Annotated in this window: 15 protein-coding genes; all 15 read right to left on the bottom strand. The window is 37.5% G+C overall.

Translation table 11 applies throughout. The features are described from left to right. Positions 1–38: 38 nt before the first annotated feature. Positions 39–1,463 carry an aldehyde dehydrogenase family protein gene (locus ACIQVU_RS05090; protein ID WP_402894216.1) on the bottom strand — a complete coding sequence of 475 codons (1,425 nt, stop codon included), beginning with the start codon at positions 1,461–1,463 and terminating at the stop codon, positions 39–41. A 203-nt stretch (positions 1,464–1,666) separates the two neighbouring features. Further along, complete coding sequence (locus ACIQVU_RS05085) at positions 1,667–2,611, bottom strand: transketolase family protein (protein ID WP_402894213.1); 945 nt, start codon at positions 2,609–2,611, stop codon at positions 1,667–1,669. Further along, positions 2,608–3,438: a transketolase gene (locus ACIQVU_RS05080; RefSeq protein WP_402894210.1), complete on the bottom strand. Its 831-nt coding sequence runs from the start codon at positions 3,436–3,438 to the stop codon at positions 2,608–2,610. The genes ACIQVU_RS05085 and ACIQVU_RS05080 overlap by 4 nt, the downstream gene beginning before the upstream one ends. 12 nt (positions 3,439–3,450) lie before the next feature. Next, positions 3,451–4,455 carry an inositol 2-dehydrogenase gene (gene iolG, locus ACIQVU_RS05075; protein ID WP_402894207.1) on the bottom strand — a complete coding sequence of 335 codons (1,005 nt, stop codon included), beginning with the start codon at positions 4,453–4,455 and terminating at the stop codon, positions 3,451–3,453. 25 nt (positions 4,456–4,480) lie between these two features. Further along, the gene (locus tag ACIQVU_RS05070) at positions 4,481–5,458 is read right to left on the bottom strand and encodes a sugar ABC transporter substrate-binding protein (protein ID WP_402894205.1); all 978 of its coding nucleotides are present in this window, start codon (positions 5,456–5,458) and stop codon (positions 4,481–4,483) included. Positions 5,459–5,479: 21 nt separating this feature from the next. Further along, positions 5,480–6,490, bottom strand: a complete 1,011-nt coding sequence (locus ACIQVU_RS05065) for a zinc-binding dehydrogenase (protein WP_402894203.1) — start codon at positions 6,488–6,490, stop codon at positions 5,480–5,482. 93 nt (positions 6,491–6,583) lie between these two features. Then, positions 6,584–7,555: a sugar ABC transporter substrate-binding protein gene (locus ACIQVU_RS05060; protein WP_402894200.1), complete on the bottom strand. Its 972-nt coding sequence runs from the start codon at positions 7,553–7,555 to the stop codon at positions 6,584–6,586. An 18-nt stretch (positions 7,556–7,573) separates the two neighbouring features. Then, positions 7,574–8,560, bottom strand: coding sequence for an ABC transporter permease (locus tag ACIQVU_RS05055; protein WP_402894197.1), 987 nt, complete (start codon positions 8,558–8,560; stop codon positions 7,574–7,576). Between the two features lies 1 nt (position 8,561). After that, the gene (locus ACIQVU_RS05050) at positions 8,562–10,040 is read right to left on the bottom strand and encodes a sugar ABC transporter ATP-binding protein (RefSeq protein ID WP_402894194.1); all 1,479 of its coding nucleotides are present in this window, start codon (positions 10,038–10,040) and stop codon (positions 8,562–8,564) included. 190 nt (positions 10,041–10,230) lie between these two features. After that, positions 10,231–11,238: a Gfo/Idh/MocA family oxidoreductase gene (locus tag ACIQVU_RS05045; protein ID WP_402894191.1), complete on the bottom strand. Its 1,008-nt coding sequence runs from the start codon at positions 11,236–11,238 to the stop codon at positions 10,231–10,233. A gap of 21 nt (positions 11,239–11,259) precedes the next feature. Next, a complete protein-coding gene (gene iolE / locus ACIQVU_RS05040; protein ID WP_402894189.1) occupies positions 11,260–12,174 on the bottom strand; it encodes a myo-inosose-2 dehydratase in 915 nt (304 codons plus the stop codon). A 13-nt stretch (positions 12,175–12,187) separates the two neighbouring features. Continuing rightward, positions 12,188–12,997 (bottom strand): 5-deoxy-glucuronate isomerase, encoded by an 810-nt coding sequence (gene iolB, locus ACIQVU_RS05035; protein ID WP_402894186.1) that lies wholly within the window; start codon positions 12,995–12,997, stop codon positions 12,188–12,190. 23 nt (positions 12,998–13,020) lie between these two features. After that, positions 13,021–14,889, bottom strand: coding sequence for a 3D-(3,5/4)-trihydroxycyclohexane-1,2-dione acylhydrolase (decyclizing) (gene iolD, locus ACIQVU_RS05030; RefSeq protein WP_402894183.1), 1,869 nt, complete (start codon positions 14,887–14,889; stop codon positions 13,021–13,023). A gap of 5 nt (positions 14,890–14,894) precedes the next feature. Continuing rightward, positions 14,895–15,899 carry a Gfo/Idh/MocA family oxidoreductase gene (locus tag ACIQVU_RS05025; protein ID WP_402894180.1) on the bottom strand — a complete coding sequence of 335 codons (1,005 nt, stop codon included), beginning with the start codon at positions 15,897–15,899 and terminating at the stop codon, positions 14,895–14,897. Further along, entirely contained in the window at positions 15,875–17,125 is a 1,251-nt protein-coding gene (locus ACIQVU_RS05020) for a diphosphate--fructose-6-phosphate 1-phosphotransferase (protein WP_402894178.1), read from the bottom strand. Before ACIQVU_RS05020 ends, ACIQVU_RS05025 begins: the two co-directional genes overlap by 25 nt. Positions 17,126–17,240 lie beyond the last annotated feature (115 nt).

The following is a 17,240-nucleotide window of genomic DNA, read 5'->3' as shown; positions in this document are numbered from 1 at the left end:
ATGCTCCTTTTATTATCTGAGAGAGATAATATGGATTTTTATTCCAAATTTACTACTACCGTTACTGTTTCAACTAATTCTTGAATAGCATAAGCTGGTCCTTCTTTACCATTGCCACTTTCCTTAACACCACCATATGGCATTTGATCTGTGCGGTAACAACATGTATCATTGATGATTACACCACCAACTTCTAATAAATGAGGAATTTTATAAGAAAGATTTAAATCGGCTGTATAAATCCCCGCTTGTAAACCATATTTAGAGTCATTCAACATTTCCACAGCTTCTTCTAATGTGTTATACGGCGTGATAGAAACAACAGGGGCAAAAAGCTCTTCATCCAGTACTTTCATCCCTTTTTTCACATTCGTCAATACAGTAGGTTCAAATAAATTATGTGTACGTTTACCACCAGCAACAATATTTGCCCCTCCTGCTACTGCCTCTAAAATCCATTGTTCAACACGTTCTGCCTCCTTGATATTAATCATTGGCCCTACATGTGTATCGGTCTTGAGAGGGTCACCAACTTTCAGCTTTGCTACTTCTGCTAAAAAGACTTCCATAAAAGCTTCCTCAATTGCTTGATGAACATATATACGTTGCACAGAAATACAAATTTGTCCTGCATGGGCAAAGGCTGTTTTCACTAGTCGTTGTGCTGCCTTGAAAATATCCGCATCATGATGCACAATTGTTGCAGAATTTGATCCTAATTCTAATGTAGCCTTACGCAAGCCAATCGTTTTTTGAATATGTTTGCCTACTGCTGGTGATCCTGTAAACGTATAATGTGCTACACGTTCATCTTGCAGTAATTGTTCTCCTATCGTACGACCTCCACCTACAACACATTGAACATAAGCAGCTGGCACACCAGCCTCCTCTAACAGTTCACATAGCTTTATTGTTAACAATGGTGTTTCAGAAGCTGGCTTAATAATAATTGGATTGCCTGCTGCAAGTGCTGGTGCTACTTTATGTACCACTAAATTCAATGGGAAATTAAATGGTGTAATTGCTACAACCACTCCTACTGGTTTTTTAATGGTATAAAGAAAGCGACCTTCTGCGTTATAATTAGGGATTATTTCGCCGACTAGTTTCTTTGCTTCAATTGCTGCCATTTCAAATGTAGCTGCTGAACGCTGTACTTCAACTAGAGCATCCGTAATCGGCTTTCCTCCCTCAATTGCTATAAACTTCGCAAATTCTTCCTTACGTTCATTTAATAGTTGAGATGTTTTCATTAGTATTTGATAACGTTGTTCTACGAGTAATGGCTTATATTTATGGGCTTTTACTGCTGCTTCAATTGCTTGGTCTACAAGCTGCTCATCAGCTAAGCTTATTTCAGCATAGGGCTCTCCTGTAAATTTATTCAATGCCAGCTGCTGTTGCGCTGTTTCTACCCACTGACCATCAATCAATAGTTTTGATTTTTGAACTTCATATGTCATATGATTGTTCCTCCTAATATTTTTTCTAGAACCCCTTTTAGGTATTTTCCTATATGGTAATAAGATGAATAAGTACTTCAATCACTACACTGTTTCCATTTACTGTCGAAAAAGATTGTTTGCACAAAGCCTTTTCGACAGTTATTTATACTTTTGTGTATGAAAATAAATGTTCTATCCCCTATGATTAAGCGCTTAACCTTTTAGAATCGTTGAACAAATGCTTGGATTTTTGCTACCATATGCTCTACTGATAAACCAAACTTATCAAGCAATGCTTCATTTGAAGCTGACTCTGAATTGCGATCTTCTACGCCAATTCGTAATAAACGTGTTGGATATTGCTCCCCAAGAACTTCTGCTACAGCGCTACCTAAACCTCCTAAAATATTATGCTCCTCTGCCGACACTACTAAATTTGTTTTCTTTGCAGCATGAATAATCGCTTCCTCATCCAATGGCTTAATTGTAGGCATATGCACAACTTCTACTGAAATTCCTTTCTCAGCTAAAATTTCTGCAGCTTCCAAAGAACGGCTTGTTTGTGTTCCTGTAGAAATAATCGATACGTCGAAGCCTTCACGCAATGTTACTGCTTTTCCAATTTCAAATTCATAGTTCTCATCAAATAAATATGGATATGCATCACGAGCTAGGCGGATGTATACAGGACCATCATATTCATTTGCTGCACGCATCGCTTTTTCCACTTCTACACTATCTGCTGGTGCAATGACAACCATATTAGCTAATGAACGGAAAATTGCGATATCTTCTAATGCTTGATGTGTTTTACCAGTAAGACCTGTTAACAATCCACTATAAGCACCAACCATTTTTACATTTAATTTTGGTTGTGCAATTTGTACTTGAATTTGATCTAATGCACGTTTAGATAAAAATGCTGCAAATGTTACTGCCCATGGCTGTAAACCTGTTGTTGCTAAGCCTGAACAAACACTTAGCATATTTTGCTCTGCAATACCCATTTGCAAAAACTTTTCAGGCTTTTTATTTGCAACAATATCAATTTTCGTTGAATTTGCTAAATCTCCATCTACCACATAAACACGTGTATCATTTCTTGCCAAATCAATAATAACTTCACTAAATCGATCGCGCATCGCTTCTTTTTTTACTGTGCTCATTGTACTGCCTCCTTGTCTAACTCTTCTAGTGCTGCTTGTAGCTCTTCATCAGTTGGTACACGAGAGTGCCACAAATATGCACCTTCCATGAAGCTTACGCCTTTCCCTTTAATTGTATTTGAAATAATAACAGTTGGTTTGCCTTTTATTTCAGCAGCTTCTTTGAATGCTTTTTCAATCTCTTCAAAATTATGACCGTCGATTGAGATAACATGCCAACCAAATGCAGCCCAACGCGCTGAAGGATCTTCAAGAGGTGCATTACGTTTTACTTGATCGTCGCTCCAACCAAATTGTTGTAGCTTATTGTTATCTACAATACATACAAGATTATCAACACCATATTTCGATGCAACATCTGCTGCTTCCCAAATTTGACCTTCTTGTGATTCGCCATCTCCAATCATACAGAATGCACGGTAAGATTTATTTTGCAATTTTGCACCTAATGCAATACCTAATGCTGCTGATAAACCCTGACCTAATGAACCTGTTGACATATCTAAGCCTGGCAACAATGTCATATCTGGATGTCCCTGTAAACGTGAGTCTACAGCATCAAATGTGTTTAATTCTTCTTTAAGCATATAGCCACGCACAGCTAATGTAGCATACAAACCAATCGCTGAGTGCCCTTTCGATAAAACAAAACGATCACGATGTTCATTCCAACCGTCTTCTGGGTTAATATTCATTTCATTAAAGTATAGGTATGTTAACACATCAACTGCTGACATGGGACCACCAATATGACCTGCTCCAGCATGATGAACTGTCTTTAAAATCTCTTTACGAATTTCCGTCGCTTTTTGCTTTAACTCATTCATCTTTTTCTCTCCTTATCCTTCATGTGTAATAACAACAGGTTGATTTGTGTCTAATGATTGTTTTGCAGCGCGTGCAATGCGTTCTGCCTGTAGGCCGTCATTACCAGCACATACTAAAGGTTCTCCTGTTTCAATTGAACGTAAAAACCCTTGAAGCTCTGTTGTATAGGCATCCGCATAACGTTCTAAGAAAAAGTTCTTTAATGGTTCAGCATGAGAACCCTCCTCTGTATGTACTTGTACAGATGTATGACGTTCATTTTCAACTGTTAACTTTCCTTTAGAACCAAAAACTTCTACGCGTTGATCATAGCCATATTTTGATTCACGACTATTGTCAATCACACCAATAGCACCATTTGCAAATTTTAATGTAATAATTGCTGTATCAATATCACCGATTTTTCGAATTTCTGGGCTCACTAAGTTCGCTCCAACTGCATGTACTTCTATAACTTCGCTGCCTGTCATATAGCGTGCCATGTCAAAGTCATGAATTGTCATATCAAAGAATAGACCACCTGAATTTTTTAAATATTCTACTGGTGGTGGAGCTGGGTCACGAGATGTAATTTTTAAAATATGAACATCTCCAACTGCGCCCTCCTGTACTAACTTTTTCATTTTTAGAAAGTTAGGATCAAAACGGCGATTAAAGCCTATTTGTAGCAAAACGCCTTCTTCTTTTGTAATTTGTAATAAATTTTCTGTTTCTTCAACAGATGAACTTACTGGCTTCTCACAAAAAACATGCTTTTTTGCACGTGCTGCTGCTTGAATAATTTCAGCATGTGTGCTTGTTGGTGAGCACACTAAAATTGCATCAATTGATTCATCAACCATAACCTCTTCATATGCAGTGACTAATTCAGTACCCGTAAATGAAGCAAATACATCTTTAACATTCTCCATAAATGGATCAGAAATTTTAGCAATTTCTACATTGGGTATATTTTTTAATCCGTTAGCGTGTAGCTGACCAATGCGGCCAGCTCCAACAATACCAATTCGTACCATGCTATTCTTCCCTTCACTTTGAGCATTATTTTCCTAATAGCTCTTTTACATTTGCTAATTTTTCATTCGCATTATCTTGTGTAATTAATTCAATACCGCTATCAATTTGTTTCTCAACTGTTTCACCATTTAATGCTTTGATGGCATTTTCTACACCCATATATGCCATTTTATATGGTAATTGTTCAACAGAAGCTGTAACGCCTCCATCGATAATTGATTGTATTCCATCTGTTGTACCATCCACACCAACTATTGGAATAGTTAAGTTTGCTGTTTTTAATGCTTGATAAGCACCTAATGCCATTTCATCATTTGCCGCATAAACCCCTTTAATATTTGGATGTGCAGTAATAATATTTTCCATTACACTTACCGCTTTTGTACGGTCAAAGTCTGCCGCTTGAACTGTTACAACTTTAAAGCCTTTCTCTTCTAAATATTCCTTACCACCTGCTACACGTGCTTCATTTTGTGCTCCACCTGGCACACCTTCAATAATGGCCACTTCATCTCCAGGCGATAAAATAGATTCTAAGAATTCTCCTGCTTTTTGCCCAGCAGTATAGTTATCTGTCCCAATATACGTAGTTTTATCATCCCAATTTAAATCTGTATCAATTAATAAAACAGGAATATCTTTTTCATGATACTTCGTTAATGTTGGAATGGCTGAGCCTGTACTTGGCATTACTACTAAGCCATCTGGATCTTGAATAAGCAAATCTTCTAAAATATTAATTAGCTCTTGTTCCTGTGTTTCTTTCGATGATGCTAAAAAAGTACCTTTGACATCAAAATCTTTAAAAGCTTGTTTGGCACCTGCTTCCGCCAACTTAAAATATTCTTGGTCAGCTCCTTTCAATACAACTGCAATATGCGGTTGTCCTGAATCACCACCTGAGGAACCTTCATCTGTACTTGTGCCCGCACTACTATCATCATTACAAGCAACCAATACCAACACTAGCATTAATAAGAATAAATATTTAACGTGCTTCATTTATAAAACCCCTTCCCTAACTTATGGTTTAATAATTATTTTAATGGCCTTACCTTCACGCATTAATTGTAGACCCTTTTCTACATCTTTTAACTCTACTGCCTCTGTAATCAAAGCTTCGAGATTTAATACATTTGATTCTAAAAGCTGTACAACCTTTGGGAAATGATAGTTTTGAATAATAGACCCATAAATCGTTAACTCTTTGCCTGTAATGGTACATTGGTGAATAGCAGGTAACGCCTTATCATTCATACCTAGTAAGAGAACATTCCCCGCTTTTCGAACAAGTTGAATTGCTTGGTCAAATAACATACCTACACAATCCACGACACTATCCGCTCCTATGCGTGTCAATTCTGCAACAACATCTTCAACTTTTTCAACATTCGGGTTTACTACATGTGTTGCTCCCGACTTCTTGGCAATCTCTAATCGATATTCTGAAAAATCTACTACAATAATTTTCCCTGCTCCTGCTGCCTTTTGCATCTGAACGAATAGTTGTCCCATTGGTCCAGCACCTAAAATCACTACTGCATCTCCTGGTTTTGTTTGTAATTTTTCTGATGCATTTACTACACATGATAATGGCTCAGCCATTGCTGCAAGTTCTACTGGTATCTCTTCACTAATTTTATGTGCATTACGTGCTGGAGCGACGCAATATTTCGCCCATCCACCATTTTCGAATATACCGATTGTTGTAAAGTTTTCACAAACATTGGTATGACCAGATTGACAGTATACACAGACCTCACAAGTAATCGTTGGATCAATAATTACTCGATCTCCTACTTCTAACCCTTGTACATCTTCTCCTTTCTCTATAATACGCCCTACAAATTCATGTCCTAAAACAGTATTTGGAGTTGCTGGGTGCGATGGAGGATTGCTTAAAATATGTACATCCGTACCGCATATACTGGCTGCCTCAACCATTATTTTAATATCAGTCGCATGTTGAATTTGAGGCTCTTCAACTTCTTTTAACTTAAACGTACCAATACTTTCAAAAACACCTGCTAACACAAGCTTACCCCCCCTTTTTATAGAAGCAGTGAGTAAGTTTTTACCCACTGATTACTTATCTGATTTCTAAACTTTCTTTACATATGCTTTCAATTACTTACCTAAGTAAGAATTTAATTCTTCAATACGTTTTTCTACTGTTTCTACTGTGTATACTTCTGAACCAGAATCAATACGCTTTTCTACAGGTTCATCTTTTGTCGCTTTCACTACTGATTCAATACCTAAGTAACCCATTTGAAATGGATCTTGCGCAATATTTGCTACCATATGTTCTTCTTTAACAGAGTTTAAACCATCTGGTGTACCATCAAATCCGATTACTGGAATATTACTTCCTTTATTACTTAGTCCTGTATATGCACCTAATGCCATTTCATCAGAAGTAGCGAACACTAATTTAATATCTGGTTCTGCTGTTAATGTGTTCTCAACAATATTTACTGCCTTCATACGATCACTTTGTGCATCTTGTACAATGGCTTCAATCCCTAACTCTTTTAATGCATCTTGGAAACCATTTGTACGCTCGTCATGTACTTTCGCACCCATTTGTCCACGAATGATAAGCACTTTATCACCTGCTTTTAAAAGAGTGTTAGCGTATTCGCCACCTTTATAAGCCGCATCGTAGTTTTCTGTACCAATAAATGTAACTGCTTCTTTAAATGATTCTACATTAGCATCTGCTAAGACTACTGGAATCCCTTGAGCATTCGCTTTTTGTAAAGCTGGTAGCATTGCCTCTGGTAAGCTTGCTGCTACGACTAAACCATCAACACCTGCTGAAATAAAGTCTTCCACCATACGTACTTGCTCTTCATATAATGTTTCTTCAGCAGGTCCTAAAACTTCAACATCTACTCCTAGATCTGCAGCTGCCTTTTTAGCACCTGCTTCATGAATTTTCCAATATTCAGAATTCAAAGACATGAGTACAACACCAATCTTTAGCTTTTTGCCATCACTGGATGCATTGTTAGATTTTGGTGCAGATGAATCAGAACTACATGCTGTTAGTATCATTACTAGTGAAAGAACTAACACCCCTAATAATTTTTTCATTTAGTAACCCCCTAGGTTTTATTTAGATCGTCGACGTAATACGTCAACAAATACTGCTAAAATAATAACCAAACCAATAATTACTGTTTGTAAATCTGCAGATGTTCCTAGTAAGTTTAAGCCATTACGTAGTACAGCAATAATCATTGCTCCAATTAAAGTACCGAAGATTGTACCTACGCCACCCATGAAACTCGCTCCTCCAATAATAACAGCGGCGATTGCATCTAATTCATAAGAAAGACCTGCAATTGGGGATGCTGCATTCGTACGACCAATTAATACTAAACCACCTAAACCAGCCATTAAACCACTAATCATATATACTTTAATTAATACTTTATCTACAGGGATACCTGATAAACGTGCTGCTTCTTTGTTTCCACCAATCGCATAAATATAACGACCTGTTTTTGTGCGAGTTAAGAAAATGTGCATTATTAATGCAACAATAATTACTAATATAAAACTAAATGGTATTGGGCCAAAGTTAGCTTGACCTGAATAGTTAATTAAGTATGGGAATCCAAAGATTGGAGAAGCTCCTGTGATAATTAACGCTAGACCACGGTAAATATTCATCGTTCCTAATGTTGAAATAAATGGATGGGGTAAACGTAACTTTGTTAGTAATAAACCATTTATTAAACCTGCTGCAAGACCTACAAGCACGCAAATTACTAAACCAACGATTGGAGGCCATCCAAGACCTACAGTTACGATACCAGTTGTCACAATTGAAATTGCTAAAATTGAACCTATCGATAAATCAATTCCGGCAGTTAAAATTGGTAATAGCATACCCATTGATAAAAGTGCATTAATGGATGATTGACGAGCAATATTCATTAAGTTATCAACCTTTAAAAAACTGGGTGATAAAATAGATAATATAATTGTTAATAAAACTAACCCTAACAATGCTCCGAATTTATTAAGAAATACTTTCAGCTGAACAGTATTTCTGTTCGGCTTAATAACCGTTTCATTTGTGATATTACTCATATTATTCCCCTCCTGTTGCTGCCTTCATAATTACTTCTTGGTTAGCCGCTTCGATTGGTATATCTGCTGTAATCTCCCCCTCATGCATTACTAACACACGATCTGAAATACCTAAAATTTCTGGTAATTCAGAAGAAATAACGACTACTCCTGCTCCTCTTTCGACTAGCGCATTCATTAAGTTATAAACTTCCACCTTTGCACCAACATCAATACCACGCGTAGGCTCATCGAAAATAAACAGCTTTGCATTGGTATTTAGCCATTTAGCAATAACAACCTTTTGTTGGTTACCACCACTCAAATTACGAGCCATTAATTTTATGTTGTTTGGTCGTATCTCTAATTCTTTTATATACTTATTAGAAATTTCAATTTGTTTTTTATGATTAAGAAGCCCTCCATTGCTTACCCTATCTAAATTAGCAATTGTCTTATTGAAAACTAAATCCAAGTCTAGGAAAAGTCCCTCTTGCTTTCGATCCTCTGTAATAAATGCAATACCTGAATTAATTGCGTCAATTGGATTTTTAATCTGAACTTCCTGACCATCTAAAATAATTGTGCCTGAATATTTAGGATCTGCACCGAATATAGCACGTGCTAATTCAGTACGTCCTGCTCCAACCAAACCAGAAATACCTAAAATTTCTCCACGATATGCTGTAAAATTAATTTCTGAAGAAAATTCTTTTAACTTTAAGTTTTTCACCTCTAAAATAGCATCACCTTTTTTAAATTCCATTTTCGGGAATTTATTATCGAGTGAGCGACCTACCATTAATGCAATCATGCCATCAATTGAAATTTCCGCAGTATTAACTGTATCGATTTTCGCACCATCACGTAAAACGGTAATACGATTACTAATACGTTTAATTTCTTCAAGTCTGTGTGAAACATAAATGAAGGACATCCCCTCTTTTTGGAGATTCAACACTGTTTTTAAAAGCTGCTCAACCTCTCGTTCACTTAAACTGGCTGTCGGTTCATCCATAATAAGTAAGTCACAGTTTAAGGAAAGCGCTTTAGCAATTTCCACTAATTGTTGTTGCCCAACACCTAAAGCTCCTACAATCTCATCTGGTGATACCGCTACACCTAAGCGTTGTAATAACTCCTCAGATTTCTTGCGCATTGTCGCACGATCTAATAAAATACCTTTTTTAATTTCATGACCTAGGAAAATATTTTCCATCACAGACAGCTCAGGAATTAAGTTCAACTCTTGATAAATAGTTCCTATGCCCACATCAATTGCATCTTGTGGTTTCGAAACCTCTAGTGGTTGCCCCTTCCAAATGACTTGCCCAGTGTCCTTTTGATAAGCACCTGTCAAAATTTTAATAATTGTTGATTTACCAGCACCATTTTCACCAAGTAAAACATGTATTTCTCCTGGACCTACGTCAAAGGAAATATCTTTTAATACTTGAAGTCCTGAGAATGATTTACTGATATTTTCTACTTTTAAAACCATGAGTTGCTCCCCCTTTTCACTATTACTTTGAGCAATTCTGTCACAAAAATTTTATATGAATCGAGCAATTATCCATTTCAACATATTGATTAGCCGTCTATGTATAAGCTATTGCAATGGACTAGCTGTGTCTTGTTTTATTACGAGATGGGGATTAAACTCCCCATCCAGTAACATCAATACAATATGCTTAAAGCTGCACTAAGTGCTTTTCCTTAAACGATTCGGTTGCCGCTTCAGCAATTTGAAGAGCCTTTTTCCCGTCATAAATATTACATTTCACTGGCTCGCCAGTATGTAAGCAATGAATAAAATGCTGTATTTCAATTTCGTACGCATCTTTAAATTTTGTTGGGAAATCCTGAATCAAATCGTGACTTGATGTATTATTTTTAAAGATTGTTACATTATGCTGACGTAATGACCCTACTTGGAGCACACCTTCTGTTCCAATGATCTCTGCTCGAATATCATAGCCATAAGGTGCGATACGCATTGTTTCAACTTCCCCAGCTGCTCCACTTGCAAATTTAAGTGTTGTTAAGCCTTGATCTACATCGTCATATTTAGCCATAAATTGATTTGATTCTAGTAAAATATTACCTGTTGACTGAACATTTGTTACATCATCATTCATTAAGAAGCGAGCAATATCATAATCATGGATTGCTACATCTAAGAAAATACCACCACTTGTTTCAATAAATGATTCATGCGGTACATTCCCATCTCGGCTAACCGCTTTGAAATAGAGTGGTTTTCCAATATCTCCTTGTGCGATACGACGTTGTGCTTCCGCATATGTTGGGTCGAATCGTCGCATGAAGCCTACTTGACAAACAACATTTGCTGCTTCAACAGCTGCGATTACTTGATCAGCTTGAACGACAGTCTGTGTAATTGGTTTCTCAACGAAAATATGTTTTCCATGTTTTGCGGCTTGTACAATCATATCTCCATGTGTGCTTGTCGGCGTTACAATAATTACCGCATCAATATGATCATCCTCAAACGCTTCCTTTGGATCAGTTCCATAGGCGTCTACCTTTAATAGTCTTGCTACCTCTGCAGCTCGTTCCTCAATTGGATCAATTACTTTTACTAGCTTTGCTCCTTGAATTTTGCTTGCAATGTTCTCTGCATGCCAGTAGCCTAAACGACCTAGGCCTAATACTGCGCAACGAATTTCCTTTACCATTGTGTATTCCCCACTCTCTTACTATTTGTCACTTTCAATTTTTGAAACAATTGTTTCAATATATTCTAATGCTTTTTGTGCAAATTCATATGGATTATAAATAGATGGGTCTTGCTCTCCTTCAATTAAAGCCCAATCAGAATAACCTTTTTCCAATAAGTAACGGAAGATTGGTTCAAAATCTAACACACCACTGCCTGGCACGGTGAAAATACCTTTACGTAGCGACTCTCGAATTGGATACTTTTGAGCATGCGCTGCATCTAGTACGTCTTGACGTACATCCTTTAAATGAATATATCCAACACGGTCATAATATTTCTCCAAAAGCTCTATAGGATCATTTCCACCGTAATAACCATGACCAGAATCATATAGTAAATGAACATAATTCGGATCAGTCATTGACATTAACCGCTCGATTTCCAGTGGTTGCTCTACTACAGTACCTGCATGATGGTGATAAACAAGCTTCATTCCTGCTTCTTGCGCTAGTTTACCAGCTTTATTTAAACCATCAGCTAATGCTTCCCACTCATCATCCGTTAATGGGCGAACTTCCCTAGCATCCTCTGGCATTGTTGGATCCTGGTTTAAAATAGAATTGCGTGCTTCAGCCGTACTAATGACTTTACAACCAAATTGCTTTAAAAAATCGATATGCTTTTGATATTCTTTCAATTGTTCTTCATGACGACTTCTGTCAGAGAAGAACACTGATTTCCACTGCGTTGTTAGCTGTAGATTATATTTATCTAAAGCTGCTTTTAGCTCTATTGGATCTGTTGGAAATTTGCGACTTACCTCCGTACCTGAAAAGCCAAGCTCACTAATTTGCTGCATTATGTCATCACTAGTATAGTGATCACCATGCTCTAACACATCCTCTCCAACCCAATTAATGGGGTGGATACCTAAGGAGAATGGTAATTTCATTTGCGCACCTCTTTTACAGTTTCGTTAACCACACATGATCTGGATCATTTGTGAACTTCCAAGAACGAATTGGCCCAGCCATAACATTTAAATAATATAGTTCATAACCCGGAGGTGCCGAGCATGGGTGATGTCCTTTTGGTACTAACACTGCATCTCCATCGTTGACAATAATTGTTTCATCTAAACTACGGTCATCTGTATATACTCGCTGGATAGCAAATCCACCCTTGCTTGGATTAATTTTATGGTAATACGTTTCCTCTAAGTAAGTTTCATTCGGATAATCATCTTGGTCATGTTTGTGTGGTGGATAACTTGACCAGTTCCCAGCTGGTGTAAATACTTCAAAGATAAATAAACTATCCGCATCCTTTGTTTCAGGTAAAACATTGTGAATCATACGACTTATATGACCACTTCCACGCTCTGCAATTTCTACATCCTCTGGTGCAATGAGCCGCGCTTCGTACGTTCCTTTTCCAGGAGCTGTGCAAATTGCTACTTCAACTTCTGTCAAAGCTTCTAACTCTACAAAGTCGTCATTTGGTGCATATACAGAATATGCTGCTGTTTTTTCAAATACAGACATACGCTGACCGATATTATCCCAACTTTTTTTCTTTGTTTTCGCATTTGCTTTACCGCTTAGCAATAACGCAATCATTTCATTTTTTCCAGTTTCAACTCGATATTTATCACCTGGCTCTAGTTGTATAACGTCCATTCCCACATAAGCCCAGTTTGCTGATTCTGGCGTAATTGAAATTAATTTTTTATTATTCATTTTTGGATTTTGCGGTTTAATTTGTAATTTTGACACTTGTAATTCCTCCTTCAATAAAATTAATATTTGCGTGCTTGCATAACATTTACTGCCATTACCTCATGAGCTTTTGATACTTTCTCTGATGTAGAAACCTCTGCAACACCAAGTCTCCACCAAGATTCAGTACCTACTGTGCAAGTACCTGGTAATACTTTAATGTCAATTAAAGTTGTGACCGTTTCTTCCTTCGCTCTTGCTAATGCCTCATGTAGCTCTTCGATTGTACGTACTGTGTAACCCTTTGCCCCTAAGCTACGTGCATTTTGTGCAAAGTCAATTTGTACATAGTCACCTGATAAGCGATTATCCTGTTCTGAACGATAACGGAATTCATTACCAAAGCCTTCACTACCTTGTCCAACTTGTAGGTTATGGATACATTGATAGCCATTGTTATCTAATAATAGGATTGTCATTTTCTTATTTTCTTGAATGCTTGTAACAATTTCTGTATGCAACATTAAGTAGCTTCCATCACCAACAAATGCATATGCTTCACCTTCATCTCCGATAGCCAATTTCACACCCAGTGCTCCTGCTACCTCATAACCCATACAAGAGAAACCATATTCCATATGGTACGATTTTGGCTTAGATGAACGCCATAAACGATGTAAGTCTCCTGGCATGCTTCCAGCCGCACAAACAATTACATCCTCAGGTTGAACAAAGTTGTTAATTTCACCTATGACACGAGTTTGGGAAAGACCGCCTGCTACTTCCTGTGAGTAGTAATCATCTACGATTGCATCCCACTCTGCTTTTAATTCTTTCAGACGACCTGAATCATGTGCTGATTGATAGCCTTCTGCCTCTAAAGCTTTTTGTAATTGCCCTAAAGTTACTTGTGCATCGCCCACTAATTTTGTAGCATCTAACTTCACTGCATCATAGTCACTTACATTGATACTTAAAAAGTCTACATCCGGATTGCCAAATGCCCATTTTGAAGATGTTGTAAAATCTGTGAATCGTGTACCTACACCGATAATTAAATCTGCTTCACGTGCTAAAATGTTAGAAGCTTTCGAACCTGTAGAACCGATACTTCCCATATATAATGCATCATCCCACGGCAAAGCGCTTTTACCAGCTTGTGTTTCACCTACTGGAATAGTAAATGCATGTGCAAATTTTTGTAATTGCTCTTGTGCATTTGAATAGTGCACGCCACCACCTGCGATGATGACAGGATTTTTCTTTGTTTTAATTAACTCTACAGCACGTTGTAATGCATTTTTAAATGGCTCCTGACGCTCAATATAATGCACTCGCTTCGCAAAAAATTCTTCTGGATAGTCATATGCTTCAGCTTGTACATCTTGCGGTAAAGCGATTGTCACAGCACCCGTGTCAGCAGGGTTTGTTAATACACGCATTGCATGAATCATTGCTGTCATTAATTGCTCTGGGCGAACCACTCGATCCCAATATTTACTTACAGGCTTGAAAGCGTCTGCTGCTGAGATTGTATAATCCATTGGGTTTTCAATTTGTTGCAATACTGGATCCGGTTGACGAGATGCAAAGTTATCACCTGGTAATAGTAATACTGGGATACGATTTGCTGTTGCTGTTCCCGCAGCTGCTACCATATTTAATGCACCCGGTCCAATTGAAGTTGTACAACCGTAAATTTCAAGGCGATTTTTTTGCTTCGCGAAAGCTGCTGCTGTATGCACCATACCTTGTTCATTTTTACCTTGCAGATAAGTGATCTCACCAATATGATTTTCTAAAGCTTCTCCCATACCAGTTACGTTACCATGACCAAAAATACCGAAGACTCCTTTAACGAATTTACGCTCTACACCATCATGCAGTACATATTGATTATCTAAAAACTTGACTAATGCTTGTGCCATTGTTAAACGAATTGTTCCCATAATTATTAACTACCTACCTTTACCATTTTATTTGTATTAAATGATGCTGTTGCAGCCTCCGAAATTTGCGATGCCTTAATGGCATCCATTACTGTAATTGGTGATTCACCTTTATTAGCAACAGTATCGATAAAAATCTGAATTTCCTTTAAAAAAGCATTTTCAAATTTACTTGGGAAGTCGAGAATATTATCGTATGTTGAACGCCCATTCGAGAATGTTAATACATTGGTCCGTTGAATCGAGCCGATTTGTAGCATTCCCTCTGTTCCGAGCACCTCTGCTCGAATATCATAACCAAATGAGGAGTTTCTACTACCTTCTACAATGCCAAGAGCCCCATTTGAAAACTGCATTTTCGTAATCGCCTGATCAACATCACCGTATTTATTCATAAAATTATGATTAAGCGCTTTCCCGAAGCTCTGAAGTGATTCTACCTCTACTCCCATTAAATAGCGAGAAATATCATAATCATGGATACATAAATCAACAAATATGCCTCCGCTCGTTGCTATGTATTCCTCTGGTGGTGAACCAGGGTCACGGCTTATACTTGAAAAATAAATTGGCTCTCCGATATCACCACGACGAATCATTTCTGCTGCCTTCATATAAGCATCATCGAAGCGTCTTACAAAGCCTACTTGCAGTACTCCGTTATAATCCTGCATTAACGGAACAATACTTTGCGCCTCTTCTACAGTGCTCGTAATCGGTTTATCTACAAAAATATGTTTTTTATATTTAATAGCTTCTTTAATCTGCTCTGCATGCGCTCCAGTTGGACTTGCAATAATAATTGCATCTATTGCATCATCTTGAACGACCTGCTGGTAATCTGTTGTCCAAGCGTCCACTCCTAGTTTTTTTGCTGCCTGTCTAGCAGATTCCTCATGCGTTGTGACGACTACCTTTAATTCTGCATTTGGTATATTGTGGACAATATTTTGTGCATGAATCATTCCTAGACGACCGACTCCAGCTATCGCACACTTGATAGTTGACAATTTCCTTCATCTCCTTTGGCCCTTAATTTATACAGTGAGCTATATTGAGGTAAACCATGTTTTCGTTTAGCTGTCACCTCACCTTGAATTAAAGGGAGTAAATATTGAATGAAATCATCTGTCATTTTATTTTGACTTAAGGAATACCAGATTAGTGGTATAATTTTTTCCTTACTCGCAATCCATGATAATGGTGTACAGTAAAACTCAGTTTCATAGCTAGATAATTTCGAGCGTTGCATGCCCACCATCACATTTGTTTTTCCTTCATTCATATATTTAACAGCTTGTCTGCCAACCTCATATGCCTCATCAAAATCTGTTTGTGATGCGATAATCGTACTACTTCGCTGCCAGATACTTGGCTCAATAGCTCTTACTTGAACAAGGAAAGCTTTTTCTAGTTGTTCTTTCAAATAATTCGCAGCACCACCTAGTTTAGCCCTTTGTAAATCATCGAATTTCATATTATGTGAGGTTAACCAATTGCCTTCTAAATCCTTTACACCTTCAGCAATAATAATAAAGACGTTTTTATTTTTCTTTAAAAGAGCATCTACCTTCGCCTTACAACTCTCGATATCAAAACGAAACTCTGGTAAATAAATTAAAAATTCATTAAAACCGTCATCCTCTAAAAATGCTAATTGACAAGCACCAGCTAACCAACCTGTATGACGCCCCATTGTTTCGATGACAGTAATACGTTCACCACTAGCATAACTTGAAACATCCATTTTTAAATCAGCCACCATTGTTGCTAAATGCTTAGCAGCACTTGCAAAGCCTGGTGTATGATCTGTTCCAAATAAGTCATTATCAACTGTTTTTGGTAACCCGATGACTCGTAAGGGGTAGCCCATCTCCATAGCTTGTTCTTTTAAAAAAATCGCTACCTGCATCGATCCATTTCCACCAATATAATACAGCTTTGTAATGTGATACTCTCTCAAATTATGAATAATTTGCTGTAAATCTTGCTTTGTAAGCTTATGTCTACATGTGCCCAGTGCTGCACCAGGTGTGTAACGTAACAAATCTAGTTCCTCCGAAGTCAAATTGTGAATACTTACAAAATTAGCATGTAATAAACCTTCAATCCCTCCAAGAGCTCCAAATACTTGTGTCCCCTTATCTAATTGCGATGCTGCCTCAACTACCCCAACAACCGTACTATTAATAACAGCCGTTGGACCTCCTGATTGTATAACTAAACTATTTGCCATCTCTTACTCCTCTTTCTTCTCTTAGCCTAGGTTAGGCGCTTCACCAATTTAAAAATAAAGCTACTTTCTCATATATTTTCTCCTTACTTCAACATTGGCATTGACGTAACTTATT

The organism is Lysinibacillus sp. NPDC098008 (genome assembly GCF_044760715.1).
Classification (GTDB): Bacteria; Bacillota; Bacilli; order Bacillales_A; family Planococcaceae; genus Lysinibacillus.
Note: the sequence above shows the minus strand (reverse complement) of the source record. Positions and strands in the feature narration are given on the sequence as shown.